The sequence below is a fragment of the Paenibacillus algicola genome (genome assembly GCF_005577435.1).
GTDB lineage: Bacteria > Bacillota > Bacilli > Paenibacillales > Paenibacillaceae > Paenibacillus_AQ > Paenibacillus_AQ algicola.
This window is the reverse complement of sequence record NZ_CP040396.1, coordinates 4,416,973-4,441,787: the sequence shown is the minus strand read 5'-3', so window position 1 is coordinate 4,441,787 and position 24,815 is coordinate 4,416,973. Positions and strand designations below refer to the sequence as shown.

The window sequence follows — 24,815 nt, the reverse complement described above, 5'->3', positions numbered from 1 at the left end:
ATGCCTAAATTTCTACAGAAACGCTGGCACGGCTATTATACCGTCTGGGCGTTTGCTCTGGTCCTTTTGCTCGTGATTTTCATATCGGCTTATAATACCTGGCTGGGCTTGATCGGCCTGTTCCTTTCCCTGGCCAGCGGCTACGGCATGCTGAAGGCGGAGATGAAGGCGCGGCGGGATCTGGTGGAATACATCGGAGATTTATCCTTTCGCATCCGCAGGGTGGAAGGGGAGGCTGTAAGCTCCCTTCCCTTTGGCATAATCCTTTATAGTGAGGACAAGACGGTAGAATGGAGCAATCAGTTCGTCGGGGGGATGTTTCCGCACCGCAATCTGGTCGGAATGCCGCTTGCAGAGCTGTTTCCGGAGCTGGTGGATACGCTGCGCGAGAAAAAGGAATCCAAGGAAGGCCTGCCCAAGGAGGTTCGGCTGGAGCTGTCGCATGATGAGGAATACTACGGCGCTACTGTCATACCGGACGAGCGGCTGATTTACCTGGATGAAATTACGGAGCTTGTGAATCTGCGTCAGACCTATGAAGAGGAACGGCTCGCCATCGGGATTATGATGATGGATAACGTGGATGAGGCCAGTCAGGGCATGGATGATCAGCAGCGGACCGCGCTGCTCGCCAGAGTTAGCAGTCAGGTCACGGATTGGGCGCGTGAGTTCAATGTGTATCTCCGGCGGCTCTCCTCCGAGCGGTTTCTCATGATGCTGAACAAGCGGTCTTTGGATGCGCTGGAGAACAGCCGGTTCGTGATCCTGGATGAGGTGCGGGAAATGACCGCGGATCTGAAGGTGCCGCTGACGCTGAGCGTCGGGCTGGCTTTTGGCGCCGATGATGTCACAGAGCTGGGTCAGCTGGCGCAGTCCAGTCTGGATATGGCGCTGGGGCGCGGCGGCGATCAGGCCGCGGTAAAAGCAGGTCAGCGCCTGTCCTTCTACGGCGGCAAATCGAACGCCGTGGAGAAGCGGACCCGGGTGCGCGCCCGAGTCATCTCACACGCGCTTCGCGATTTGATGCAGGAGAGCGACCGCGTCATTATTATGGGCCACAAGCTGCCGGATATGGACGTGATTGGAGCGTCCATCGGGGTGCTGAAGGCGGCGCAGCTGTACAATGTGGAGGCGCATATCGTGCTGGAGGGTCTGAATCCTGCCGTGCAGCGCATTATGAACGAGGTGCGCAAGGAGGAGAAGCTCTCCGGACGCTTTATTTCTCCGGAGCAGGCGCTGCAACTGCTGACGCCGCACTCCCTGCTGGTGGTGGTAGACACTCATAAAGCGTCCATGACGATGGAGCCGCGCCTTGTGAAGCAGGCGAGCAGGGTCGTTGTCATCGACCATCACCGGCGGGGCGAGGAATTTATAAACGATGCCGTACTAGTCTACCTTGAGCCTTACGCCTCCTCGGCCTGTGAGCTCGTGACCGAGGTGCTGCAGTATATTCATGAGCGGGTGTCCCTGACGCCGCTGGAGGCGACCGTGCTGCTGGCCGGCATTACCGTGGATACGAAGCATTATTCGCTGCATACAGGCTCGCGGACCTTTGAGGCCGCCGGGTTCCTGCGGCGCCACGGAGCGGACACCGCTTTGATTCAACGGGTGTTAAAAGAAGATTTGACAGAATTTATCGCTAAGGCAGAGATCATCAAACATGCTAGAATGGTATATGGACATATCGCGCTCGCCGTGACGCATTCCGGGCAGCAGATTTCACAGCTGCTTATTGCCCAGGCCGCCGATATGCTGCTAAATATGACCGATGTCCAGGCTTCCTTTGTCATTAGCGAGCGGACCGACGGACGGATTGGCATCAGCGCCCGGTCGATGGGACGCATGAACGTACAGATGGTGATGGAGCGGCTGGGCGGCGGCGGCCATCTCACCAATGCAGCGGTACAGCTGGATACAACGCTGGAGCAGGCAGAGGTGCAGCTGATGGACGTGCTGGCTGATATTGAAGCGAAAGAGGGGTTATTTGAATGAAGGTTATTTTTATAAAAGATATGAAGGGCCAAGGCAAGAAAGGCGAAGTGAAGGAAGTATCTGAAGGGTATGCAACGAATTTCCTGTTTCCACGCGGTGTGGCGCGTCCGGCGACGGACGGCAACATGAAGACGCTGGAGCAGCAGAACCTGTCCGAGGAGAAGCGCAAGCAGCAGGAGAAGGATGAGGCGGCAGCGCTCGGCAAGAAGCTGGAGGATATGACGATTGTGCTGAAGGCGAAATCCGGGGAAGGCGGCCGCTTGTTCGGCGCAATTACGAGCAAGCAGATTGCAGAGGCGCTGGCAGCCCAGAAGCTGAAAATTGACAAGCGCAAGATTGAGCTAAGCGATCCCATCCGGACATTGGGCGTTACCCAGGTACCGGTGAAGCTTCACCCTGAGGTGAAGGCGACCCTCAAGGTACAGATTACGGAGGAATAATGAGCGGAGAAGCTTATTTCGATCGGGTACCTCCCCAGAATCTGGAAGCAGAGCAGGCGGTGCTCGGCGCGGTGCTGCTGCAAAGTGAAGCGCTCATCACCGCGATGGAGCGGGTTCAGAGTGAGGACTTCTACGACAAGTCGCACCAGATGATCTATGAGGTCATGGTGCAGCTGGGCGAGGAAGGCCAGCCGATCGACCTGGTAACCCTCACCTCCAGGCTGCAGGATAAAGGGCAGCTGGAGGAGATCGGCGGCGTCAGCTATTTGGCGAAGCTGGCACACGGGGTACCCACCGCTGCGAACGTAGATTACTACGCCCAGATGATTGAGGAGAAATCGATGCTGCGGCGGTTGATCCGCACGGCGACTCAGATCGTCAGCGAGGGCTATACCGGCGGGGAAGATGTGTCGGGCATGCTGAGCGAGGCGGAGCGCCGCATTCTCGAAATTTCCAACCGCAAGTCGGGCAGCGGCTTTATTGCCATCCGGGATGTGCTGATGGAAGTGTTCGAGAAGGTAGAGACGCTTCACCAGAACCGCGGGAATACGACCGGCATTCCATCCGGGTTCGTGGATCTGGACAAGATGACGAGCGGCTTTCAGCGAAACGACCTTATTATCGTCGCTGCGCGGCCGTCCGTCGGCAAGACTGCCTTTGCGCTGAACATTGCGCAGAATGTCGCCATTCGTGCCAAAGAGACCGTCGCCATCTTTAGTCTGGAGATGTCTGCACCGCAGCTCGTGCAGCGGATGATCTGCGCCGAGGCGAACCTGGATGCGGGCGTCATGCGGAATGGAGATTTCAAGGGCGATGAGGACTGGTCGAAGCTGACGATGGGCATTGCAGCCTTGTCGGAGGCGGAGATTTATATCGACGATACACCAGGGGTAACGGTGGCGGATATCCGCGCCAAGTGCCGCCGCCTGAAGAAGGAAAAAGGGCTCGGCATGATTCTGATCGACTACCTGCAGCTGATTCACGGCCGCGGCAAGGCCGGAGAGAACCGCCAGCAGGAGGTATCTGAAATTTCCCGTACACTGAAGCAGATTGCGCGGGAGCTGGAGGTTCCGGTCATTGCCCTCTCCCAGCTCAGCCGGGGTGTCGAGCAGCGGCAGGACAAGCGTCCGATGATGAGTGATCTGCGGGAATCCGGCTCCATCGAGCAGGATGCCGACATTGTCGCCTTCCTGTACCGGGATGATTACTACAATCAGGAGACCGAGAAAAAGAACATTATCGAGATTATTATCGCCAAGCAGCGTAACGGCCCGGTCGGCACGGTCGAGCTCGTGTTTCTCAAAAATTTCAACAAGTTCGTCAATTATGAGCGCACGCATGCCGACGCCTTTGCAGCCGGATAGCGGCCTGTCCCAATTCCGAACAATCGTACATGTAAATGTGCGATTGTTCGTTTTTGATTTGACATAAAAAAAAGAGGCTGTTACACTGGTATTGCTGCCCAAGGGCGGCAGATCTGCGGCAGGTTGAATACGGTCCCAAGAGACCGGCTGCTGCGGCTACGTTCAGATTTTTATGTAGATGTGTATATGATATGAAATAATAAATAATATATGGTGAACATCACCGGGCGGAGGAATGAATATGTCAACGGTAGTCGTTGTGGGAACACAATGGGGAGATGAAGGAAAAGGGAAGATCACGGATTATCTGGCGGAAAGCGCTGACGTGGTGGCCCGCTACCAGGGCGGTAATAACGCCGGCCATACCATTCTGATTAATGATAAGAAATTCAAGCTGAGCCTGATCCCATCCGGGGTATTTTATACGGATAAGATTTGCGTCATTGGCAACGGCATGGTAATTAACCCGGCAGCACTGCTGGAGGAAATTCAGTACATTCACGAGAACGGCTTCAGCACAGACAATCTGGTGATCAGCGACCGCGCGCATGTTATTATGCCGTACCATATGGTGCTGGATGCGCTGGAAGAGGACCGTAAGGGACCGAACAAGATCGGAACGACCCGTAAAGGGATCGGCCCGTGCTATATGGATAAGGCGGCTCGTAACGGCATTCGGATTGCAGATCTGATGGATGCGAAGGAATTCGAGCTGAAGCTCCGCCATCTGATGAACGAGAAGAATCAGGTGATTACCCAGGTGTACGGCGGTCAGGCGCTGGACGTGGAAGAGGTACTGACAACCTACCTGCAATATGCCGAGCAGATTCGCCGCTATGTCAAGGACACCTCTGTTGTCCTGAACGATGCGATTGACGATGACAAGAAGGTGCTGTTCGAGGGCGCTCAAGGCGTTATGCTCGATATTGACCAGGGTACATACCCGTATGTGACGTCCTCCAACCCGTCGGCTGGCGGCGTATGCATCGGCTCGGGGGTAGGCCCGTCCAAGATTCAGCAGGTGATCGGGGTTGCGAAATCCTACACGACGCGTGTGGGCGATGGACCTTTCCCGACAGAGCTGAACAACGAGATCGGTGACTTTATCCGGGAAAAAGGACATGAGTACGGCACCGTGACCGGCCGTGCCCGCCGCGTCGGCTGGTTCGACAGCGTAGTCGTCCGCCATGCCCGCCGCGTCAGCGGCATCACCGGACTGTCGCTGAACTCTCTCGACGTCCTGAGCGGACTGGAAACGGTGAAAATCTGTATCGCTTACAAATACCGCGGTGAAGAGATCACGCATTATCCGGCAAGCCTGAACATGCTCGCCGAGTGTGAAGCGGTATATGAGGAGCTGCCAGGCTGGAGCGAGGACATTACCGGTGCGAAGACGATGGATGACCTTCCGGAGAACACTCGCCGCTATGTTGAGCGTGTCGCCGAGCTGACCGGTATTCCGATTGCTATTTTCTCCGTTGGCCGTAACCGGGAGCAGACGAACCAGATTGCACCAATCTACGTATAATGACGGTAACACTGCCGTGGACGTGAGCTTCTAGGGTCATGGCAGCATCAATCAAGATCTAAATGTAAAAGGCCTGCTTCGGATGCTTATGCTTCCGGCGGGTCTTTTTTTCGGCCGTCGATTGCGCATAAAAAATGGTTCCCCTAGACAACTTAAGAGGTTGAACCTTCAGTCGTCCGTCCATACTGAGTAGAGAGGAAGGACGAGCCGTGTACAAGAAGTACACGGGAAGGAGGGGAGTTATCTATGCGCATGCTGCGATGGCTGATCAAAATCAGCGTGGCTGCGGTACTCATCAGCAGTCTGACGATCCTGACGACAGGATGGATCGTCAGCACGTATCTTCAAGCCGTGCTGACCAGCTTCAATATCGAGCTGGAAGGACAGCCGCTGGGCTTCGGAGGAATTGTCAGCTCGATGTTCGGCTCCGGGAGTGACAAAGACCATCAAGAGCAGGGTGGCAGCGGAGCCGAGGCCGAAGCTCCTGCCGACAGCGTACCTGACGCCCCGGCAACAGATGGGGAACCGGCGGAACCTGGTGGCGGGCCGGGAGCAGATGTTCCTGCCGGCAGCGGCAGTGAGGCGGGGGATCATGATGAGGCACCGGAAGGCTCGCTGCCCGTCATGGGCAGCGTGGAGAAGGAGCCGGGCACACTGGAGGATCAGGAAATTGTCATGAGCCCGGATGATTTAGGAGAGAAGAAGAGCAGCCTGACGCCGGACGAGAAGGAAGAGATCTTCACGCTGCTGATGACCAAGCTGCCCCAGTCCGAGATGCAGCGGATTTCTGCCGCGATGGAGAATGGATTAACGGCTTCGGAGCTGGAGGAGATCGAGAAGGGCATCTCGGCGTATTTGAGCCCGGAGGAATTCAAGAGATTGATGGATATACTGAAATAGCCTGATGAAGAAGGAAGCCTGCTGAAAACGCAGGCTTTTTGTCGTTTTTTGCAGACTTGCTTCGAAACTTCGTGCTGTGGTACAGTTAACGAGGCAGTAAAAAGTTAAAATTTTGACACCTTTAAAGCAATCGTTGCAGAGACGCAGCTTAATGATAGAATATAACGGTTTCTTACATGGGATGTACAAGGAATAAAGGAGAACAGTATGAAGCGTTTCCAGATATTCAAGTGGGTTCAGCGTCTTCAGGACCGTTTGAAGACGTCATCCGCTCCATCAGAGGGGCTGCAGGAGCAGCATGGGCCACCCGTATCAAAGGCGAAGCCTGACAACAGCGCGGCTACTCCGGCTTCAAGCTCAAAGCGCCGGAAGCTAAAGGTTATTTATATTACAGCTGGGATTCTGCTGGCCGCAGGCGGAGCGTTTCTGGGGGGCCGGGAGTATGTCAATGCGAATACGGTTCCCTTTTATCAGGTCTACGTTCATGGAGATCTGGTAGGTGCCATCAACAGCGATGACGAGCTGGAGAAGCTGCTGGGGCTGAAGCAGCAGTATTATGATGAGAAATACCCCGGGGTAGATATGGTGCTGCATACGGATGCCATAACGACCCGGATGGAGCGGGATTACAAGCCGGAGATCCACGCCGAGGAGACGCTGGCGAAGCTGGACGGGATGCTGAAGGCATACGCCCGCGGCGTGGAGCTGAAGCTGGATGGGCAGACGGTCGCTATTGTGAAGGATCAGGCTGCCGCACAGGCTGTGCTGGAGGCAGCGAAGGCCAAATATGCGCCTGCAGCTAACGCTGCTAAAGAGAAGGCCGGCAGCTCTGCCAAGGCGGCGCTGCCGCTGCAGAAGACGAGCGCCGGCTCCAGCGCTGCTAACGCCTCTGTCTCTATTATGGAGGAGTTCTCGGTATCGGGCGTCAAGGCGGACCCTAACAAGGTGCTGGATGTCAAAGCGGCTGTTGCTGCATTGACGACAGCGAAGGAGCAGCCGATCACGTACACGGTGCGGGAGGGAGATACCGTATCCTCCATCGCCCAGGCGCACAGCATGAGCAGCCAGGAGGTATTCCAGCTGAATCCCGGCCTCGAAGAGAAATATGTGGGGATCGGTATGGAGCTGAAGCTGACCTCGCCGAAGGCACCGCTCACCGTCCGCACGGTAGAGACCGTGACAGAGGACATGCCGAGCAAGCCGGAGACGATTGTGCGTACCAGTGACGAGCTGCCGCTTGGCAAGCGGAAGGTCGTGCGTCCCGGACGGGATGGCGTCAAGGAAGTGAGCTATATCGTCACGAAGGAGAATGGCGAAGTTGTTTCCAAGCAGTGGGTGAGCCAGGAGGTGACGGAGCCGGCTCTGCCGGAGGTCGTATATAAAGGCACCAAGGTCGAGAAAAAGACCGTGGCCGCAGCTTCTGCGTCTTCAAGCAAGATGTTCGCCTGGCCGGTGAGCGGTGCGCGCATTACGAGCGCTTACGGCCCGAGATGGGGAAGCAAGCACGAGGGCATTGATTTGGTAGGCGGCAGCACGATTATGGCCTCGGCGCCGGGTAAGGTTATTTTTGCAGGGACCCAAGGCAGCTACGGCAAGGCCGTCTTGATCGACCATGGCAATGGCTATCAGACTCTATATGGACATCTGAGCAGCATCTCCGTTTCGGTCGGCCAATCTGTAAGACAGGGCGGCAAGGTCGGCATAATGGGCAGTACAGGGCGCTCCACCGGCGTACATTTGCACTTCGAAATTCGCAAGAACGGAAATCAACTAAACCCTATGCAGTACCTATAACTTGTGATATACTGACACTACCAAGCACGACATAAGCCATTTTTGGTTTTATATATCATAACTTAACCAGAGACAACCGCTCCCGCCAGGGGCGGTTTTCTCATTGTAAGGAAGCTTTCTGAGTGACTGCGCTCTGAGCAGAAGGGATCCCCGCCCTCCCTGATGTCAGGGACAAGCAGGTATGGTAAAATAGGGTCAACTACGGCTCAAGTGAAGGGTTGGGGTGAACAAGCACATGCAGGGAACGATTCTGGTGGTGGATGATGAGCAGCCCATCGCTGATATTTTAAAGTTTAATCTGGAAAAAGAAGGCTATGACGTCATCTGCGCGTTCGATGGCATCAGTGCTGTGGAGCTGGCGCTGTCCCGTCATCCGGACCTGATGCTGCTGGATCTGATGCTGCCGGGCAAGGATGGCATGGACGTATGCCGCGAGATACGGGCTGCCGGCCTGCAGACACCGATCATTATGCTCACCGCGAAGGACGGGGAGATTGATAAGGTGCTGGGGCTGGAGCTGGGTGCGGACGACTATGTGACCAAGCCGTTCAGCACGAGAGAGCTGCTGGCCCGGGTGAAGGCCCAAATGCGGCGGCAGCACAAGAGCCCCTCGACAGAGCAGAACGGCACGGCACCGGGCGGAGAAGAGCAGGGGCTGCGGCTGCTGGAGCTGTTCATTGATACCGACATGTATATGGTCTACAAGAGCGGGGAAGCGCTGGATCTGACCCACCGCGAGTATGAGCTGGTCTATTACCTGGCGAAGAACGCCGGCAAGGTGATGACACGAGAGCATCTGCTGCAGGCGGTATGGGGCTTTGAGTATTTCGGCGATGTTCGTACCGTGGATGTTAGCATCCGCCGTCTGCGGGAGAAAATTGAAGAGAATCCGAGCAAGCCGGAGTATATTTTGACCAGGCGGGGGCTGGGCTACGTGATGCGCAGTCCCAAGAAGTGAGCCTGTCCATGAAGTGGCTCTCCTTCTTCCGCACGATTCAGGCGAAGGTCATTATTATTTATGTGCTGCTCATTCTGATTGCGATGCAGCTGATCGGTGTGTATTTTGTCAGCGCGATGAAAAATTCACTGACAAGCAATTTTACGACGGATTTGCAGGAGCGGGCGGAGCTGATGTCTGTCCTGGCCGCGAAGACGCTGGCCGGCGGAACCGATGGTGAGGAGGATCCCGTAGAGAGCCTGCAAATTATGGTCAACAACCTGTTTAATCTCGATGGCGCTGAAATTCAGGTGCTGGATGCGACGGGGCGCGTGCTTACGACTTCCCTGTCCTCCCAGGCGGAGTATGTCGGGAACAAGAACACCCAGACGGTGGTCAGCCGCGCGCTGCAGGGGATTCGCGATAATGAAGAGAACATTCTGGATGATGACGGTATCCGCAAGAAGGTTGTGGCGAAGCCGGTCATTTACAATGGCAAGATCGTCGGAGCCATCTATATTGTAGCGAGTATGAACGAGCTGTATGAGACGATGCAGTGGATTAATAATATTTTTATATCCGGGATCTTGCTGGCATTGGGACTGACGGCGGTGCTCGGTGTCATTCTGTCGCATACGATCACCCACCCGATCAAAGAGCTGACAAAGCATGCACGGGCGGTGGCGGAAGGACGCTTTACCGAGAAAACACCGGTGTTCGGCAGCGACGAAATCGGACAGCTTAGCCAGGCCTTCAACTATATGACGAGCCGCCTGCGGGAGGCGCTCTCCCAGAACGAGGAGGAGAAGGAGAAGCTGGCGTCCATTCTGACCAACATGAGCGATGGCGTGATTGCAACCGATGAGGCTGGGCGCGTCATTCTGATGAATCGGCGGGCGGGGCAAATGCTCGGCGTCGAGGGCGAAGAGCTTGCCGGACAGGAAATATCAGCCCTGCTGGGCCTTGCCCAGCAGGAGGGAGATGCGCTCTCCCGGGGAGAAGGGCTCGATTCCCGGCTACTGGAGATTGCGCCGCGCGAAGGGGACCCGGCGCTGACGATGCGGGTGAATTTTACACCTATTCACCGGCGCGACACCGGCATTACCGGCACGATTGCGGTGCTGCAGGATGTGACGGAGCAGGAGCAGCTGGAGTCCTCCCGCCGGGAATTCGTAGCGAATGTGTCGCATGAGCTGCGCACACCGCTGACGACGATCAAGAGCTACACGGAAGCGCTGGGAGACGGCGCGCTGGAGGATACCCAGCTGGCGTCCCGATTCGTGAACGTTATTCAGAACGAGACGGGGCGGATGATCCGGCTCGTCACGGATCTTCTGCATCTATCCCGCCTGGATTCCAAAGAAGCCGCGCTGCGCAAGCAAAAGGTGGACATTGTGGAAATGCTGGAGGATGTAGAGGACCGGTTCTCGTTTCAAATGCAGCAGAAGGACATTACAGCCGTTATTGATGTGAAGGAGGGTATCTCTCACGCCATGCTGGACCGCGATGGCATTGACCAGGTGCTCGACAACCTCATTTCCAATGCGCTGAAATATACCCCGGACGGGGGCAAGATTACGATGGAAGCGGCTTTAACAGGACAGGGTATGCTGTCCCTGTCAGTCAGCGATACCGGGATCGGGATTCCGAAGAAGGATTTGGAGCGGATTTTTGAACGCTTTTACCGGGTGGATAAAGCCCGTACCCGCAATATGGGCGGAACGGGTCTGGGTCTCTCCATTGCCCGGGAAATTGTACGGGCTCACGGGGGCCATATTACGCTTCACTCCGAGCTGGAGCAAGGCACCAAGGTAACCTTTACGCTGCCGCTGGTGGTGGAAGGAGGCAAGAGCGCATGATGGAGCGCGTGAAGACGGCATTTTTGGCTTTTTTGGTGCTGTGTAGTCTGATCCAGAGCTATTTCCTCATCTACCGCCTGCCAGGCAGTGAATCGGTCGTGCAATCGGGAAGCTCCTACATCGAGACAGACGAGATGGGACCGGAGGAGCGGACCGAGAATCTGATCTATCCGAAAAATATGGTCGTTCACCTCGGGGAGGACAAGCATACGGTGTTCTATCCCGGCCAAATGTTCTATGACCTGATCTATAACCGGATCAAGGGACGCACGTTTGACAGCTTTCAGCGGCGGAGCGTCAGCAATATGGACTGGTCTGCCCTTCGCCGTGCGACACAGGGAATTGAGCTGAACTTCGGCTCCGGCATGCCGGTTACGCTGCTGCAGCGGGTGATGCAGATTACGCCGGACTCCCTGTTCGAGGGAGAAAGCATCCACAAAATGTGGCTGTACAGCGTAGAAGGCGAGCCGAAGGTGCATGTGCTCTTTTTCAGTACGGAAGGAAATGTTGTGTATGAAGCGGCTCAGGCCGATTTAACAGCGCAGGATATCGGTCAGCTCGTGGATTTCGGGCAGGATTGGGTGCCGTATACGCTAAGCGAGAATGCTGCCTACTATATTCCGGAGGAGCCGCTGCCGATCGTCTCGCTGGAGCTGACGATGAACAGCTATACGGTAGAGCAGATGCAGCGAAGCCTGTTCTTTGACCCTGGCATCACGCGGAACATTCGGGAGCGGGACGGCTCGGAAATCTACACAGACGGCAAACGGAGCCTCCAGGTGGATGAGAGCCAATACCGGATTAACTATACAGATCCCGCCGCGCCGCCTACCGGCGAGAACAATCCCGGGCGGGACGTACTGACGGCGATCAGCTTCGTTAATCAGCACGGAGGCTGGAGCGGCAGCTATCGGCTGAGCCGGACGCAAGACGTTCAGGACAGCCGCCGGGTCGAGTTTCAGCGGTACGATCTCGGTCTTCCCGTACTGGACACCCCGGGACTGAACTACGGCCTTATGACGCTGGAGCTGCAGCAGGGGACGGTGACCTCTTATGAGCGTTCACTCCTGTATGCAGAGCCGGTAGAGAAGGAGAAGCGGCTGGATCATCTGCCTGGCGGTGAGGATTTAAGGCAGGTGCTGTCACAGCTGCCGGACAATGTGTCCATTGCCGGCCTGCAGCCCGCCTACCGGCCTGCCTTGACCGGGAACACCCTCGTGCTGACGCCCGTCTGGGCCGTTGTACAGCCCGATGGCAGCTTGACGGATCTTAGTGGACTGTAACGGCAGCGGTCAGAACCCTGCTGCGCAGCAGCCTTGAACACACCTAGCGAGAAGGAGGACGGAGGATGGATTGGGGACGGGCCAAAAACGTATTGATTTACGCCTTTCTGCTGCTCAATCTGGTGCTGGGCTACCAGCTCTGGATGGATATGCGCGATCGGGCGGGCGCGAGTCCGGACTTTACCTCCTTGTCCGGGGCGACCCAGCGCATGATGGAGGAGAACCGGATTCAGGTGCTCAGTCCCATCCCGGCGGAAACGCCGCAGCTGCCCAAAATATCATATACCTACCGTCCCGGCGCACAGGGTGATCCGGTGCCGCTGGAGCAGCCGGTGGATACCCGGCTCATCTACGGAGAGCCGAAGGAGCTGCAGAGTGCGATCGGGAATCAGATTGCGGATCTGGAGCAATACCGCCATGATCCGCAGTCAGACCGGGAGAGTACATTCGTCTACCGGCCGCTCGTACATGGCCAGTGGCCGCTGTTTAATGTAGAGCTGGAGCTGTTTCACGAGAGCCAGAAGATTGAATTCTACCGTGAGCCGGTGCTGGAGATCGAGCCGACAGGAGATGTGGAGGAGCAGAAGGTGCTCTCGGCCTCCAAGGCGCTCAGTACGCTGATCGAGCGGAATGTGATCCCGCCGCGTTCGTCCGTGAAGGACATCCAGCTGGGGTACTACGGGCAGATGTTCGATACGGAAGTGGAGCTGGCAGCTCCTGCATGGCGGTTTACGCTGGATAACGGGGAAATGATTTACGTTCAGGGCATCAGCGGGGACGTGTTTACACCGAAGAAGCCATAAAGCAAACATAAAGGGAGTGGAAGAAATGGCGATATCTTTTTCCGTACTGTCGAGCGGCTCTACAGGCAATGCGACGATCGTCCGGAACGAGGATACGACACTGCTTATTGATGCCGGCCTCAGTGCCCGGCGCATTGATGAGCTGCTGAAGGAGCGGGAGATGTCCGGGGAGGAGATCGACGGCATTCTGGTCACGCATGAGCATTCTGACCATATTAAGGGTCTCGGCGCAGTCGCGCGGAAATACAATCTGCCGATCTATGCCAATGAGAAGACCTGGGAGGCCATGAACCGCTCGATTGGCAACATTGCGGAGGAGAACCGGATTGTGCTGCAGAGCGATGAGGTGAAGGATTTCGGCACCCTGCGGGTAGAGCCGTTCGAGATTTCCCATGATGCGGCCGAGCCCGTAGGCTACTGCTTCTATGACGGTGATCAGAAGCTGGGGGTCGCTACCGATCTCGGCTATGTCAGTGACAAGGTAATGCGGGCGATTGAGGGCTCGGATGTGCTCGTGATGGAATCGAACCACGATATCGAGCTGCTGCGCATGGGCCGCTATCCGTGGAACACGAAGCGCCGCATTCTCGGCGATCTGGGGCATCTGTCCAATGAATCCGCGGGCGAAGCGCTCAGCGAGCTGCTGACCGGCGATACCAAGCGGGCCTATCTTGCCCATCTGAGCCGGGATCACAACATGATGGACCTCGCCAAAATGACCGTGCGGGACACGATGGAGGACCGCGGCTGCTTTTTCAAGGACAGCGAGTTCAAGCTGTGCGATACGTACTATGACCGCTCTACCCCATGGGATGAGCTGAAGAAATAGATATTATAATTCATAGCATGAATGACAGGACATCACCCTTTCCAGGACGATGGCAATGGTAGTGGCAATGGCAATGGTAGTGGCAATGGCGGACACCCCTTTATGTTCGGAGTAGGAGCTCTTACTGCGGATGGAAAGGGGTGTTTATTCAGGTGAAGCAGGAACCTCAGGAATGCGACTGGAGGATGACGCGAGATCACTATAAACTGGATGTAATTTACATAAAATATTACACTCGCTTGACACAGAAATCACGGTCAAAGACCTGGTGTTGTGGTACAATGAACGAAGTACCGGAAGGTTGAAGAATACCGGGAAGAAATGACCACCGGGCAAGGAAGCATGCCGATTGAGGGCTTGTTTCTTTTTTCGTCCCTGGACTGGTAAAATTATGGTTGAAATGCAAGGAATTGATAGATGCTTCTGCAAGGCTGAACGGTGGTAAAGAATAGGTAAGAAGTACGCTTTTTGAAGTGGCAGCTATGAACAGTGCAACTTTTTGGCGGATGTAACAGTTATATAATAAGTACATATATTTTCGGACGGGACCAAAGGGGGAGCGGCCATATGGGGTTGTTTGATGATGATTTTTACTCAACGAGAGTATCCGGACGGGAGAGCAGGGAACTGAAGAAGGCCCCGGCCCCGGCAAAATGGCGCGTCAGCCGCCGCCGTAAACCGCTGTCTACGCTTCAAATTTCCGCGATCAGCTCGGTATGCAGTGCCCTGATTGCGGTGCTGCTGTTCAGTCTGCTGACCGGACATTCCACCGGCTCATCCCCGGCTGCAGGCCTGAGCGGCCATGAGCTTACCCCGACGAACGGCGATCCTTACGAGCGCCTGGTGAATGCAGCTGCCAAGGTAAGGCCCTCGGTCGTCAGTGTTGTCACCCATAAGGACCCGGAACCGGTGCTTCCGGAGGAGCAGGAGCTGGCTCCAGATGAGGCCTCCCCGGAGGATGAGTCGTGGCTGGAGGAGCTGCCGGAGGATTTTGATTTTGGAGAGAATTTCGATTTCGGTGAAGAGTTTGCTCCGGAAGGCGGGATGGAGGAGAACTCGCTGGGGTCGGGTGTGATTTTTAAGAAGATAGAGAACAAAGCATATATCGTGACGAACAACCATGTGGTGGAGGGCGCTGACCGGCTGGAGGTCGTGACGGTGACCGGCGAGAGCAAGGATGCGGTGCTGATCGGCACCGATAAGGTGAGTGATCTCGCCGTGCTGTCCATTGACAGCAAGGGTATCGGTGAGGTTGCCGAGCTGGGAGACTCCTCCAAGCTGCGCCTCGGCGAAACGGTGTTTGCGATCGGCAATCCGTTGGGACTGGGCGATTCGCTGACGTCCGGCATTATCAGCTACACGAACCGGGTCATCCCAGTCTCCTTGAATCAGGACGGCGTGTATGACTGGGAGGCAGAGGTCATCCAGACGGATGCCGCCATCAATGAAGGCAACAGCGGCGGCGCGCTTGTGGATCTGAACGGCCGCGTGATCGGAATTAACACGATGAAGATTGCGGAATCCGGCGTGGAGGGACTGGGATTTGCCATTCCGGTCAATGACGTGACGGAGATTGTGAAGGAGATTATGATGACCGGCAAGGTGGCGCGCTCATACCTCGGTGTCTACACGGTAGACCTGGGCAATCCGTACGCCCCTCTGAGCAAAAAGGATCTGGAAGAGCTGAAGCTGCCGAAGGATGTGCAGGAAGGCGTTGTCGTCCTGGATGTGCTGGGACCGGCCGAGAAGGCAGGACTGAAGCTGAATGATGTGATCACTCAGTTCAACGGCAAGCCGATTACGACCACCTTGGAGCTGCGCAAGTTTCTGTACCACGAAACGAAGGTCGGCGACAGCCTGAACGTGACGCTTTACCGCGAGGGCAAGCAGCAGGATTTGAAGGTGAAGCTGGAGGAGAAGCCCGGGGAGTAGGAAATAGCGGAGCTGTTCCTGCATATGCGCGGGTCGAGCCTCGAATTCCCTCTCCGCGCGAGACCGGCACCGGGTGCTGTTGACAGCGCGGTGCAGGGGGATGCCTGAGATTACGGGTTTCTTTTTAAGGTGACGTGTGTTAGAACTGAAGAGTGGCCATACTGTGAACAACAGGGATGACAGATCGGAATACATGCGACTTGGGATGGACAGAAAGGGATGCTTACCATGTACGTTGTGTGCAAAGAGCACGTAGAATTGGCAATTGAGAATTTTGTAGACGAGTTTGAGGACGCTCCGGACATTGTGGATCTGAAAGAGACCGAGTTCTCCGATTGGGATCCTCCCGTCAAGTGCGTGGAGTGCGAGCGGCATGCGGAGTTTCTGGTAGTGTAGCTTTGCAAGGCCTCTGGGCTTCAGGACGCGAAAGAGAGCGTCAGGCGTGTAAGCCAAGTCATAGAATAGATGAGGGGAGAGCGTGCTTGGGCGCTCTTTTTTGTTTTGGGGATGGGAATGGGAAGAGTGGGGTTGTGCAGGTGCGTTGGAGAGGGAGAGTATGGAGCGGGGTACAGCGTCAGTGTGAGATTGTGAATGAGAACGAGTGAGCCAATGGCTGCGGCAGCAAGGTGTTGGTTGGGTTGGAGAAGGAATGTGTGTGATTGAGAGAGTGAGAGGGACGAACGAGAGAGTGAATGGCTACGGCAGCCAGAAGTGGCTGGGTTAGAGAAGGATCCTATGAGTGTGGCTGTGATTGAAAAGGAGATGTGTACATATGCTGATTCAGATTATCGGTGTGGGCAAGCTGAAGGAGAAGTATCTGGTGCAAGGCATTCAGGAGTACGCGAAGCGCCTGACGCCGTATGTGAAGTTTGAGGTGCTTGAGGTGCCTGACGAAAAAGCACCGGATTCCCTGAGCGAGGCTGAGGTCGCTCAGGTGAAAGGGCGCGAGGGGGAACGCATCCTCGCGCTGATCCGGGAGAGCGCGCATGTGATCGCGCTCGACATTGGCGGCAAGCTCTGGAGCTCGGAAGAGCTTGCCGCTGAGCTTGACCAGCTCGGCACGTATGGGACGAGCCATGTCGTGTTTGTCATCGGCGGGAGCCACGGGCTCGCCGATGGGGTATTGCGCCGCGCGCAGCGGCGCTTGAGCTTCGGGCGCATGACGCTGCCCCATCAGCTCATGCGTTTGGTGCTGGCGGAGCAGGTGTACCGGGCGGTGAAGATTAATCGGGGGGAACCTTATCATAAGTAGGGCGAAATTTTAGGCGTGTACAACCTCTGAAATAAGGACAAACCTCCAGTATATTGATGCTGGAGCGTTTGTTTTTTACTCAGCTAATATAAATTTTTGCGATAAGTTTTGATTATTTAGCGGTATCAGTTGACTTGCGTAAGACATCGAATTTTTTGATCTCAGAGCTAATGAATTTCTTAATTGAACTCTTTGTATATTCAATATCTAAGAGGTCTGAAATTGCATACGTGAGGATATTTTTTTGATTTACATTTAGGAGCAATGTAGGCTCAGATACTACCTCGTAGTCAGGTGAGTAGAGATATTTTCTATACTTGTGAAGGGGCTTGTCTTGATTAATTTCCTTTTTGGATGTGTCGACAGTATAACGACCTTTTTTATTCTTTATTTTTAAGTTGTTGATGACTAACACATCAACGTGGAAGCCATTTGTAAGTTTGGCAGAGGCAATTTTACAAGGGTTGTTCTTCAATTTTTTTGAGATCGCATAGATTATCGATTCTGTATTTACTGTTTTCCGGGTTAATTTTATACTCGTTACTTCAGTGCTTTCTTTTTTTGGAACAATTTTAATAAGCATATACTTTCATCTCCCCGCAGTGTTGTTTTTATTTCTTGTCGATTATAGTATGATTACAATATCACAGTGCCTAATTTGTTTCAATATAGTTTTAAAATATATAACTAATCTCGTGGAGGGTGAGATGAAAAAATCAACGTTGTTAAAATACTTGGAATTTGCAGCACATTGCGATTTAAAAGCTAAAGATTATAAGGTTTTACTTTATTTATTGTCTGATCTTCTAACCATGGAAAAAATCATGATAAACCAAAATACGACTGCTGAGGAACTAGGACTTACTAAATCGGATGTTTCAAAAGCGCTTAGAAGACTTGAGAAAAATAAAATACTGTATTTTGACTGGCTTTCTGAGAGAAAGAAAAGTATCGGACTCGTTGAGCACGATGATGACGAATTGGATGAATTGATTGCTGAGAAAATTGAGGAGAAGGTCTCATTACTTGATGAATGGGAGTATTAATTTCAGTTCGTTTCTCGAAAAATGTCGAAATAGTGTGGACCAACATGCGCCTGACAAGATGCATTGATCAGATGATGGAAGACAGTCGAACCGCTCTGGTACAGGAAAAACCCCTTCCGCTGTCGCTTCAGCGGGAGGGGCAACGCTTAAAAAATGCATCTGCAATGACTTGATTTTTGGTGCTAAGGAACAGATGAGTGAAATTAAAGAATACAATTTAGAAAGGTATTGTCTTTAGTTCTTCCATGCACTTATCCTTTTTATATCCCATGTTTTCAAGAATTTTGTATTCTGCGATTTTACGAAGTCCACCCACATATCTACACAATACAATTTCCTGCCGAGATGACACAATAACATGTAGGAGACACTGTTTGACGATTTTCAGTTTAGTAACTGCATCATCATCATTTATACAGCCTACATAATTCCATGTTGCACTGGTGATATTACTATCTTTCAATGCATTTCTATATGGTATATTTCTGTACCTCTCGTCCTTATCTAGAATGTTAGTAAGAATTCGATCAGCTAAAATTGACTCCTCAATCAACATCGTTCTAGCAGGTCTTTCTTCCCAATGATGCGTTCCAACACCTAACCCACGATCTGTTCGAACGCTAGATGTCAGTTTTTTATGCACATACTTGATGATAATCTGCTGCCATTCTTCTGGATATTCTGCAGCTGTAAAAGATGAAAAGTAATTGTCCAAAATACTACTTTCTCTAGAATATGCATTATCCAGATCGGTGCGGAGTCTGTAATTGTCTTTTGTCATAACTCTATCATGGCGTTCCGCAATTACATCCTCGACAGTATATTTCTTTTCACCTGCACCAAGGCCATGCACAGGAATATTCCTCATGATATTCAGCACAAATTCTTCCGCCTGGTTCCCTAGTTCAGAGACTGTTTTTTTGAACTCCTCATCTTTACTGGTTTCATCTTCCGGTTTGAATGCTTCCAGAAGTTTTCCTTTTACATCTTCAAGAAAAAGTTCTTCCGGAAGAGTAATTCTGTCACGACTCATTGTCGGAAAAAGGATGCAGTGACTTGTTGGATCTAAAACATCTAATTCTGTAGAAATAATGTTTCCTTTTAGATCCTTAAACAACTCACTGAACGCGGCCATATCTTTACGTATTGATAATCGCTCGTCTTCATATTCCTGTTTTGTAAAGAGGATTGCTTCTTTCTTATACAAAAAGACAGCTTTACTGGTTGCAACATCTGCTTTAATTTCTGTAACAATTTTCCGTAGCGTCTGTGATTCATCGCTATTTTCTGGTTTTAATAAAAACAAGTAAATATCAGATTTAGCAATTTTGGATGCCTCTACATTACCAGATACGCCTGGTGTATCCACAATCTCGATGACCCCAAGACCACACTCTCTAAGAATCTCTTTACAAAAAACACTCGGTCTTTGAAAAGTATCAATATATGTGTTACTGTTTTTTCGATTCGGATAACGTTCTTCTACTACTCTAATTTCCCTAATGACACCTTCAATTTCAACCATCTTTTCGATATTATCCTGCCAATATGGTTGATCAACGAGAGACGATACTCTCTCCCTTAATTTCTTCAACTCGTCATCATCATCATCTGCTAGATAGATACTATTGAAATCTGAATGGAATACATAATACTCCAATGTTATATACTCGGAGATTTTAATATAGATCGGGCAGGCAGTTTTATCAGCACTATTTCCACAAAACAGGTAAACAAAGCCTGTTCTATCATAAACAAATCTTGAATTAAAGAACGACTTTCCACCGCGTGCACGACCTATTATTGCCATGCGCTTCGAGGACATGTTACCTGTCGAAATCACGTCATATCCATCACCGAACTTCTTCTGGAGATAGGTAACGATATCCTCAGCTTTCCAAATCGGGCCAGCAGACGTTTCATTATAAGGTTCGGGGAAACTTGAATCACGAGTTCTCCAATTCGAAACGTTGCTGTTACTAGTCCCGCATAATTTTGCTACATCGCTTAATGCTAACAAATCCTTTTCAATAATCACCGCAACGCCTCCTGTTAATTTTGTTCACAACTTTTATGAACTTTGTTCACAAATGGTTTAAGTGCAATATAAACCAATTGGTGGTAGATGTCAATTAAAAGTGCTTGAAATTTTTCGCCTCACTTGATATAACGCGAGGTAGAGTTCATGATACCGAATGCAAAAGCTTTCAGGTAGGCATTAGAAACCAACTTCTCAGTAGCACGGGATCGCAGTCAGGAGCTTGGATCAGAATAGCCCTTGCTCCTTGAGACTACAATATCGCTCATGACCGATAATCACATGATCCAGTAAGTCGATTCCCACAACTTCTCCTGCCTACACGAGACGCTAAGAAAAAGAGGAACGCTTGTTGCTTTGGGAGATACAGTTACTGAATTAGACAAGTCAATTGTTTATGAAGTAGTGAGCGTAATGTATCCTGGTGACGGTTCGGGAAATATAACCTTATACCCAGCTTTAAAGTGTTCAGACTCGAATCAAAATGTTGCACAATTAATCGATTCCATTTTGTAGGAGGATTTGTAATGGCTGACTATATTGAGGGTCCAGAAACATTAGAAGTGTTAGGGCTTTTTAGTCTTGGCGAAGGAGGTACTCTATCCGAAAGTAGGGCATTTGCTGATTCCAATCTATCGCTTACTTCATTAAGGGTATTGAACGATGGAAGTACCGCCCCACTGATTGACCGTATAAATTGAAATAATAAGTGAAGAGCAATTGTTCATTTCCCCCGAGGCAGTTGCACAAATTGCGATAGGTCTCATACATGGACATGTTATACTTTATGGGCCACCTGGTACAGGAAAAACCAGTTTAGTACGTGTGCTAGCCAAATTGTTTCGTACTAATATACCTCAAATTTGGACGGCCAATCCTGAGTGGACAACTTTTGATGTAATAGGAGGGTTATCTCCTGCTATTATCGGCGGCAAAGAAGTAATAATGGGGAAGCTAGGTGAAGTTACCGGGGATATGGTTCGTTGCATTGAAAATATAAAAAATTATGATGAAAAATAATAAAGATAATTTTCAAGCAGCTTGGTGTGTCATCGACGAAATGAATCGTTGTGATATTGATAAAGCTTTTGGGGATTTATTTACTGCCTTAAGTTCTGGTGATATTGAGAATAAACGAATTAACTTACCGTTTATGCAACTTGATAATGAAAAGCACTTATATGTCCCAGGTAGATTTCGCCTAATTGGGACAATTAATACATATGATAAAGATTTCATACAAGATTTTTCTGTGGCACTTTCGAGACGGTTTCGTTTCTTCCCGATTGATATCCCAGCAAAAGTTAACATAAGTAAAGAGTTGGAGTTACTTTGGGATAAAGCAAAAGGTACGATTCTACGCCGAATTGCAGAATGGGGAGTGACTGAAACAGCTCTTAATGACCTTAGAACTGCTCTGGAAAGTGTTAATGGGGTGAATTACTGGAATGAATATGAAGCACTAATTGATTATATTCGGTGGAGTCAGGATGTGGGAGTTCCTATAGGTTCTTCGCAAGTAATGGAAGTGCTTGTTGGATTAGTTACACAACTATTTATTTTCGATAAAGCAGCGCTCGTTACTACTCCGAGAGATGATGCGGAAAAAGTATCAGCACAAGAGGCTGTGCTGGAAGCTTTAGATCAGTCAATAGCCGAATCTCTAGTAAAACAGTTCGATTCCAATTCTATAGCTGGTCTTAATGAACTAATGAAGCGGTTAAGTACATCGGCGATTAAATTCAAAACTACAGGACCAACTTTAACGGAGCTACGTCGCCTAGTTAAGGAAAACGAATTAATATGAATCGCAGATTTACTGAAGACGAGCTGAAGACAATCGCAATTGAGGGACTACCTTTCGTAGGTCAGTGGCTAATGTCTGGTTCCGGTGCTCTAAAAGAGATGATGACTCTAAGAGAGTCAGGTTCGGAATTGGCAATGGATTTAGAGACAATAAGATGTATTATTCGAATAAGATTTCTACTAAGTCAATCCGAGAAACTATGCACATTGTTTAAACAGATTGAGCACAGGGCTTCGAGCCATCGAGTAACAAAACGTGAAAATGCAGTTGGTTTTATCAAAGGAAGGCTTGATGTTCCTTCATATATTAATCAACGTCATATCCGTAGGGTGCCTAGGGTCTGTCAATATGTTTGTGTAAACTCCAAATCAAGAGTACCCCCTGTTAAGAGAAGGTGGCTCTTTAAGGCAAGTGCTGGCCAATCCGTTCAGGATAAAACACGGATCGTTGAAGCAGGATCTGGCCCCAGTTTTGGACACGACCTGTCCACTTGCGAGTCACATCGACCGTCACTAAATAGAGCATTTTGAGAAGAGATTCATCCGTAGGGAAGATGCTTTTCCCTTTCGTCACTTTATGGAGTTGGCGGTGGTAGCTCTCAATCATATTGGTCGTATAAATAAGCTTGCGAAGCTCAGGCGGGTACTTAAAGAACGTGGCAAGTTCTTCCCAGTTGTTGCGCCAGGAACGGACAATGAGTGGATATTTGGCGCCCCAGATCTCCTCAAACCGATCCAATTCCAGCAGAGCCATCTCCTCTGTTGTGGCCTTGTAGATGGGCTTTAAATCCGAGGTCACCTTCTTGAGATCTTTGTAGGATACATAACGGGTGGAGTTGCGGATCTGGTGGATGATACATTTTTGGATTTCCGTGCTGGGATAGCATGCTGAAATCGCTTGTGAGAAGCCCGTAAGGTTATCTACACAAGTAATAAGAATGTCCTGAACGCCGCGATTTTTCAATTCATTGAGCACACTGAGCCAGAACTTTGCAGACTCATTCTCACCAATCCACATGCCAAGGACGTCTTTGTTTCCATCCAAATCAATGCCAATGACCATGTAAGCAACCTTGTTGACAATAGCCCCATCCTGTTTCACCTTGAAATGAATGGCGTCCAGAAATACCACAGCGTACACGCCCTGCAAAGGCCGATTCTGCCACTCTTTCACGAGAGGGATAATCTTGTTGGTCACGTTAGAGATGAAGGTCGGAGAGACATCGAGGCCGTACAGCTGCTGCAGATGGTCCTGAATCTCACGAGTGCTGATGCCTTTAGCATAGAGGGCGATAATCTGGTCCTCAATACCGGTCACATTGGACTGATGCTTCTTGACCACTAACGGCTCAAACTCGCCTTCACGGTCTCGAGGAACCAAGATTTCCTGCTCACCATATTCACTGGTGATCTTCTTTTTACTCTTGCCGTTTCGGCTGTTTGTGGTTTGCTTGTTCTTCACGACATGCTTTTCGTAACCCATATGCTGGTCCATTTCGGCCTCCAGCATCTCCTGAAGTGTTTCTGCAAACAGCTCTTTCAAGGCGTTTTGTGCATCCTGCGCGGTCACCAGATTATTCTCCTTAATGAAAGCCCGCAGCTGTTGTTTATCCCAAAGTCCCATGTGTGCTCCCAACCTTTCTACTATGTTTCATTTTAATAGTTTTGGGAGTTTACACAATCTATTTTACAGACTCATAATTCCAACTGATGGAAAGAATCTAAGGCACAAACAACTTCAGAGCATATGGGAATCTTTTTCCATTCAAGAGGACGTTCTACCAAGACCTGAAATAGGTGGTAGAATACATGAGTTAGTGGATTTAAGGAACTCCATCGCTCATGGAAATGAATCATCCTCGGAAGTTGGTAGAAGATTCACTCCAGATGATCTTCAGAAAAGGTTTGAAAATATTAATGAATATTGTTCTTATATTATTCTGGTGTTCCAAAATTATATTGAAAAAAAGCATTACTTAAAAACGGTATAAATCACTCGTAAGCTGAACTCGCCTTATATTATAGAAGCCTATAACTATAACGACGAAAAGAACGAATACACCCTCGAGTATGCCAATGGGGGAACGCTGGCTGATTATATACGTGACAATAACACTAAATTGGCGATGAAGGAGCGGCTTAAGCTTATTGGTCAGCTTTTTAGTGCTTTCATCTATATTCATGAAAAGGAAATGCTGCATCGCGATATTAGCTATCATAACGTTCTGATCCATCACTTTGATGAGATGTGGACAGTACTTAAAGTATCGGACTTCGGTTTAGTCAAAATCCCAGAAAGCTCTTTAACAAGTAAGGATTCCAGTGTTAAGGGCTCATTAAACGACCCTGATTTAACAAAAGTGGGATTCGCAAACTACGAAGTGCGACATGAAATTTACGCTCTCACTCAAGTTGTAAATTTTATACTTTGTGGGAAAAAGCATGGAAACGGGATTTACAATAAGAGCGAGGCGGTTAAGGAATTCCTTCTTAAAGGACTGGCAGCAGATATCGATGCACGCTTTAGTTCTGTTAAGGAAATGGCTGCTGCATTTAGTAGACTGAAGCATGAACTGTTGATTTAACTGCTCGTTAGATAATTATATGAAGTCTGTGCTCAAGTAAAGGGGCTTTTCCGGACAAAGGAAAAGCCCCTTCCGCCATGTTGTCAGTAGAAGGGGCTACGCTTAAAAAATGCTTCTCGGTCTCCTCGTTGAAGGCGAGCTCGACGCTGCCGACGCGCTTCCTGTCGTCCAGCGTGATCCTTTTCACTATCAGGTGCAGCAGGGTCTTACGCTGCGGGAACGGCGAGTGGCGGAGGAGGACGTGGAACCGGCCCATCAGTGAGCGAACGAGCTCGTAGGAGACGGGCTCGGCCTGGTCGTATCGGAGCTCCAGCTGCAGCTTCTACCTGCTCTATTTTTATTTATCTTTTGTGAATGTCTGTTTGTTAATTTCGCCTTTAGAATGATACGCCCAATAATACCAAAAGTGAATTAGCCTGACTTATGA

The 24,815-nt window shown here is 51.0% G+C and carries 26 protein-coding genes; 22 read left to right on the top strand and 4 right to left on the bottom strand.

What is annotated here, in order from left to right; translation table 11 throughout:
• The 15 genes from E6C60_RS20585 to rlmH all read left to right on the top strand — a co-directional run bounded on the left by E6C60_RS20585 (nucleotide 1) and on the right by rlmH (nucleotide 16,913).
• The gene (locus E6C60_RS20585; RefSeq protein ID WP_138227515.1) at nucleotides 1-1,992 is read left to right on the top strand and encodes a DHH family phosphoesterase; all 1,992 of its coding nucleotides are present in this window, start codon (nucleotides 1-3) and stop codon (nucleotides 1,990-1,992) included.
• Complete coding sequence (rplI, locus tag E6C60_RS20580) at nucleotides 1,989-2,432, top strand: 50S ribosomal protein L9 (RefSeq protein WP_138227514.1); 444 nt, start codon at nucleotides 1,989-1,991, stop codon at nucleotides 2,430-2,432. Before E6C60_RS20585 ends, rplI begins: the two co-directional genes overlap by 4 nt.
• Nucleotides 2,432-3,796, top strand: coding sequence for a replicative DNA helicase (gene dnaB, locus E6C60_RS20575; protein ID WP_138227513.1), 1,365 nt, complete (start codon nucleotides 2,432-2,434; stop codon nucleotides 3,794-3,796). The genes rplI and dnaB overlap by 1 nt, the downstream gene beginning before the upstream one ends.
• A gap of 241 nt (nucleotides 3,797-4,037) precedes the next feature.
• Nucleotides 4,038-5,324 carry an adenylosuccinate synthase gene (locus E6C60_RS20570; protein ID WP_138227512.1) on the top strand — a complete coding sequence of 429 codons (1,287 nt, stop codon included), beginning with the start codon at nucleotides 4,038-4,040 and terminating at the stop codon, nucleotides 5,322-5,324.
• Nucleotides 5,325-5,570: 246 nt separating this feature from the next.
• The gene (locus tag E6C60_RS20565; protein WP_138227511.1) at nucleotides 5,571-6,224 is read left to right on the top strand and encodes an ICP22 family protein; all 654 of its coding nucleotides are present in this window, start codon (nucleotides 5,571-5,573) and stop codon (nucleotides 6,222-6,224) included.
• Between the two features lie 207 nt (nucleotides 6,225-6,431).
• Nucleotides 6,432-8,018 (top strand): M23 family metallopeptidase, encoded by a 1,587-nt coding sequence (locus E6C60_RS20560; protein WP_138227510.1) that lies wholly within the window; start codon nucleotides 6,432-6,434, stop codon nucleotides 8,016-8,018.
• 235 nt (nucleotides 8,019-8,253) lie between these two features.
• Nucleotides 8,254-8,976 (top strand): response regulator YycF, encoded by a 723-nt coding sequence (gene yycF, locus E6C60_RS20555; protein ID WP_138227933.1) that lies wholly within the window; start codon nucleotides 8,254-8,256, stop codon nucleotides 8,974-8,976.
• Between the two features lie 8 nt (nucleotides 8,977-8,984).
• The gene (walK, locus tag E6C60_RS20550) at nucleotides 8,985-10,814 is read left to right on the top strand and encodes a cell wall metabolism sensor histidine kinase WalK (protein WP_138227509.1); all 1,830 of its coding nucleotides are present in this window, start codon (nucleotides 8,985-8,987) and stop codon (nucleotides 10,812-10,814) included.
• Nucleotides 10,811-12,097, top strand: coding sequence for a YycH family regulatory protein (locus E6C60_RS20545; RefSeq protein WP_138227508.1), 1,287 nt, complete (start codon nucleotides 10,811-10,813; stop codon nucleotides 12,095-12,097). Before walK ends, E6C60_RS20545 begins: the two co-directional genes overlap by 4 nt.
• A gap of 65 nt (nucleotides 12,098-12,162) precedes the next feature.
• Complete coding sequence (yycI, locus tag E6C60_RS20540) at nucleotides 12,163-12,900, top strand: two-component system regulatory protein YycI (protein WP_138227507.1); 738 nt, start codon at nucleotides 12,163-12,165, stop codon at nucleotides 12,898-12,900.
• Nucleotides 12,901-12,925: 25 nt separating this feature from the next.
• The gene (locus E6C60_RS20535) at nucleotides 12,926-13,729 is read left to right on the top strand and encodes an MBL fold metallo-hydrolase (protein WP_138227506.1); all 804 of its coding nucleotides are present in this window, start codon (nucleotides 12,926-12,928) and stop codon (nucleotides 13,727-13,729) included.
• 567 nt (nucleotides 13,730-14,296) lie between these two features.
• A complete protein-coding gene (locus tag E6C60_RS20530; protein ID WP_138227505.1) occupies nucleotides 14,297-15,661 on the top strand; it encodes a S1C family serine protease in 1,365 nt (454 codons plus the stop codon).
• A gap of 228 nt (nucleotides 15,662-15,889) precedes the next feature.
• Complete coding sequence (locus E6C60_RS20525; RefSeq protein WP_138227932.1) at nucleotides 15,890-16,057, top strand: CxxH/CxxC protein; 168 nt, start codon at nucleotides 15,890-15,892, stop codon at nucleotides 16,055-16,057.
• Nucleotides 16,058-16,262: 205 nt separating this feature from the next.
• Nucleotides 16,263-16,385, top strand: a complete 123-nt coding sequence (locus E6C60_RS21485; protein ID WP_267900161.1) for a hypothetical protein — start codon at nucleotides 16,263-16,265, stop codon at nucleotides 16,383-16,385.
• 48 nt (nucleotides 16,386-16,433) lie between these two features.
• A complete protein-coding gene (gene rlmH, locus E6C60_RS20520; RefSeq protein WP_138227504.1) occupies nucleotides 16,434-16,913 on the top strand; it encodes a 23S rRNA (pseudouridine(1915)-N(3))-methyltransferase RlmH in 480 nt (159 codons plus the stop codon).
• Nucleotides 16,914-17,025: 112 nt separating this feature from the next.
• Here rlmH and E6C60_RS20515 read toward each other — a convergent pair whose 3' ends face one another.
• Nucleotides 17,026-17,496 (bottom strand): hypothetical protein, encoded by a 471-nt coding sequence (locus tag E6C60_RS20515; protein ID WP_138227503.1) that lies wholly within the window; start codon nucleotides 17,494-17,496, stop codon nucleotides 17,026-17,028.
• A 124-nt stretch (nucleotides 17,497-17,620) separates the two neighbouring features.
• On the opposite strand from E6C60_RS20515, the gene E6C60_RS20510 reads away from it, so the two are divergent.
• On the top strand, nucleotides 17,621-17,959 hold the full coding sequence (locus tag E6C60_RS20510; protein WP_138227502.1) for a helix-turn-helix domain-containing protein: 339 nt from the start codon (nucleotides 17,621-17,623) through the stop codon (nucleotides 17,957-17,959).
• A gap of 217 nt (nucleotides 17,960-18,176) precedes the next feature.
• Here E6C60_RS20510 and E6C60_RS20505 read toward each other — a convergent pair whose 3' ends face one another.
• Nucleotides 18,177-19,997: a hypothetical protein gene (locus tag E6C60_RS20505; protein WP_138227501.1), complete on the bottom strand. Its 1,821-nt coding sequence runs from the start codon at nucleotides 19,995-19,997 to the stop codon at nucleotides 18,177-18,179.
• 228 nt (nucleotides 19,998-20,225) lie between these two features.
• Nucleotides 20,226-20,303: a JAB domain-containing protein gene (locus tag E6C60_RS21225; protein ID WP_217496415.1), complete on the bottom strand. Its 78-nt coding sequence runs from the start codon at nucleotides 20,301-20,303 to the stop codon at nucleotides 20,226-20,228.
• 221 nt (nucleotides 20,304-20,524) lie between these two features.
• On the opposite strand from E6C60_RS21225, the gene E6C60_RS21070 reads away from it, so the two are divergent.
• Genes E6C60_RS21070 through E6C60_RS20490 form a run of 3 tightly spaced genes read left to right on the top strand, consistent with a single transcriptional unit; the run spans nucleotide 20,525 to nucleotide 21,804 of the window.
• On the top strand, nucleotides 20,525-20,698 hold the full coding sequence (locus E6C60_RS21070) for a hypothetical protein (RefSeq protein WP_175415392.1): 174 nt from the start codon (nucleotides 20,525-20,527) through the stop codon (nucleotides 20,696-20,698).
• A 19-nt stretch (nucleotides 20,699-20,717) separates the two neighbouring features.
• Nucleotides 20,718-21,017 carry an AAA family ATPase gene (locus E6C60_RS20495; RefSeq protein ID WP_175415391.1) on the top strand — a complete coding sequence of 100 codons (300 nt, stop codon included), beginning with the start codon at nucleotides 20,718-20,720 and terminating at the stop codon, nucleotides 21,015-21,017.
• Nucleotides 21,004-21,804 (top strand): hypothetical protein, encoded by an 801-nt coding sequence (locus E6C60_RS20490; protein WP_138227499.1) that lies wholly within the window; start codon nucleotides 21,004-21,006, stop codon nucleotides 21,802-21,804. Before E6C60_RS20495 ends, E6C60_RS20490 begins: the two co-directional genes overlap by 14 nt.
• Before the next feature lie 402 nt (nucleotides 21,805-22,206).
• Here E6C60_RS20490 and E6C60_RS20485 read toward each other — a convergent pair whose 3' ends face one another.
• Complete coding sequence (locus tag E6C60_RS20485) at nucleotides 22,207-23,427, bottom strand: IS256 family transposase (RefSeq protein WP_138227498.1); 1,221 nt, start codon at nucleotides 23,425-23,427, stop codon at nucleotides 22,207-22,209.
• Here E6C60_RS20485 and E6C60_RS21640 point away from each other — a divergent pair.
• From E6C60_RS21640 to E6C60_RS21060, 3 genes are all read left to right on the top strand, one after another.
• Nucleotides 23,390-23,794 (top strand): MAE_28990/MAE_18760 family HEPN-like nuclease, encoded by a 405-nt coding sequence (locus E6C60_RS21640; RefSeq protein WP_175415390.1) that lies wholly within the window; start codon nucleotides 23,390-23,392, stop codon nucleotides 23,792-23,794. The genes E6C60_RS20485 and E6C60_RS21640 overlap by 38 nt on opposite strands.
• A complete protein-coding gene (locus E6C60_RS20480; RefSeq protein WP_138227497.1) occupies nucleotides 23,795-24,388 on the top strand; it encodes a protein kinase domain-containing protein in 594 nt (197 codons plus the stop codon).
• 109 nt (nucleotides 24,389-24,497) lie between these two features.
• Nucleotides 24,498-24,650 carry a hypothetical protein gene (locus E6C60_RS21060; protein ID WP_175415389.1) on the top strand — a complete coding sequence of 51 codons (153 nt, stop codon included), beginning with the start codon at nucleotides 24,498-24,500 and terminating at the stop codon, nucleotides 24,648-24,650.
• Nucleotides 24,651-24,815 lie beyond the last annotated feature (165 nt).